This window comes from Caulobacter sp. GW822-FHT07D08, assembly GCF_058798735.1.
On the sequence record NZ_JBXAKU010000048.1, the window covers coordinates 1 to 1748 of the forward strand.

A 1748-nucleotide genomic window follows, 5' to 3' on the forward strand; every position below is an offset into this window, starting at 1 on the left:
GGCGCCCAGGCCGTGCACCCGGGCTTCGGCTTCCTGTCGGAGAACGCCAGCTTCGCCCAGCGCTGCGCCGACGAGGGGATCGTGTTCATCGGTCCCAACCCCGGCGCCATTTCGGCCATGGGCGACAAGATCGAGAGCAAGAAGTTCGCCCAGGCCGCGGGCGTCTCCTGCGTGCCCGGCCATATCGGCGAGATCGCCGACACCGCCCACGCGACAACGATCGCCGAGCAGATCGGCTATCCGGTGATGATCAAGGCCAGCGCCGGCGGCGGCGGCAAGGGCATCCGCGTGGCCTGGACCCGCAAGGACGTCGAGGAAGGCTTCCCGGCCGTGCGCGCCGAGGCCAAGGCCAGCTTCGGCGACGACCGGATCTTCATCGAGAAGTTCATCGAGAGCCCGCGCCACATCGAGATCCAGGTGCTGGGCGACAAGCACGGCAATGTCGTCCACCTGTTCGAGCGCGAATGCTCGATCCAGCGCCGCAACCAGAAGGTCATCGAGGAGGCCCCGTCGCCGCTGCTGGACGAGGCGACCCGCGCGGCCATGGGCGCCCAGGCCGTGGCCCTGGCCAAGGCGGTGAACTATGACAGCGCCGGCACGGTCGAGTTCGTCGCCGGCCAGGACAAGAGCTTCTTCTTCCTGGAGATGAACACCCGCCTGCAGGTCGAGCACCCGGTCACCGAGCTGATCACGGGCCTGGACCTCGTCGAGCAGATGATCCTCAGCGCGGCCGGCGAGAAGATGGCCTTCGAGCAGAAGGACCTCTCGATCAACGGCTGGGCCATCGAAAGCCGCATCTACGCCGAGGACCCCTACCGCAAGTTCCTGCCCTCGATCGGCCGCCTGGTCCGCTACGCCCCTCCGGAGGAAGGCGACAAGGGCGGTTACACGATCCGCAACGACGCCGGCGTGCGCGAGGGCGACGAGATCTCGATGTACTACGACCCGATGATCTCCAAGCTGTGCGCCTGGGCCCCGACCCGGCTGGCGGCGATCGACGGCATGGGCCGGGCGCTGGAGGACTTCCACATCGAGGGCCTCTCCCAGAACATCCCGTTCCTGGCCGCGGTGATGGACCAGGCGCGGTTCCGGTCTGGCAAGATCTCGACCAACTACATCAAGGACGAGTTCCCGGAAGGCTTCCAGGGGACCGAACCTAGCCCTGAGCAGATCGACATCCTGACCGCCGTCGGCGCGGCCATGCAGCGGGTCTACGCCGCCCGCGCCCGCTCCGACGCCTCGGGCCTGGCCGGTCCGCCGCGCGCCGAGTGGATCGTCGCCGTCGGTCCCGCCAAGCGCCGCGTCAAGGTCAGCGGGGAGAACGGCGACGTCTCGGTCGAACTGCTCGACGAAGGCCGCACCCTGGCCCTGACCGACATCGACTGGCGTCCGGGCAAGCCGGTGTTCAAGGCGGCCCTGGGCGGCAAGGCCTTCACGGTCCAGGCCGCGCCCGCCGCCGAGGGCTTCACCATCCGCCACCGCGCCGCCAGGGCCCGGGTGCTGGTCCTGACCCCGCGCAACGCCGAACTGCACGACAAGCTGCCCGAGAAGCAGGCCGCCGACACCTCCAGGCTGGTGCTGTCGCCGATGCCGGGCCTCGTCGTCTCGATGGACGTCATCACCGGCCAGCAGGTCCGCGAGGGCGAGGTCGTCTGCGTGCTCGAGGCCATGAAGATGCAGAACATCATCCGCGCCGAACGCGACGGCGTCGTCAAGGCCGTCAACGCCAAGTCCGGCGATCCCGTCGC

At 69.0% G+C, this 1748-nt stretch carries 1 protein-coding gene; it reads left to right on the forward strand.

Annotated features, from left to right (window positions below):
* Positions 1 to 1748: ATP-binding protein (locus AC1RJ9_RS28285; RefSeq protein ID WP_492841999.1), on the forward strand; the 1748-nt coding region annotated here is incomplete at both ends.